We start from the raw sequence: 317 nt of genomic DNA on the forward strand, positions 1-317 counted from the left end.
TCAAACCCTTCTGCCAGCGCCGACAAGGTCGGGAACGCTACGCACACATCCGTTACCACACCGGCAATGATGATCTGCTTGCGGCCGGTGGCTTTGATCGCCTTCACAAAATCTTCGTTGTCCCAGGCGTTGATCTGGCCTGGACGAGCGATGTACGGCGCGTCCGGGAACATCTCTTTCAGCTCTGGCACCAGCGGGCCGTTCGGGCCTTGTTCGAAACTGGTGGTGAGGATGGTCGGCAGTTCGAAGAACTTGGCCAGATCCGCCAGGGCCAGCACGTTGTTCTTGAACTCGTTTGGCGAGAAGTCCTGCACCAG

1 protein-coding gene is annotated in these 317 nt (G+C 58.7%); it reads right to left on the reverse strand.

Annotation, left to right across the window (positions count from 1 at the left end):
• On the reverse strand, positions 1–317 hold a 317-nt coding region (locus M9827_RS27655), incomplete at both ends, for an isochorismatase family protein (RefSeq protein ID WP_250608401.1).

Source organism: Pseudomonas sp. AKS31, from assembly GCF_023634765.1.
Lineage (GTDB): Bacteria > Pseudomonadota > Gammaproteobacteria > Pseudomonadales > Pseudomonadaceae > Aquipseudomonas.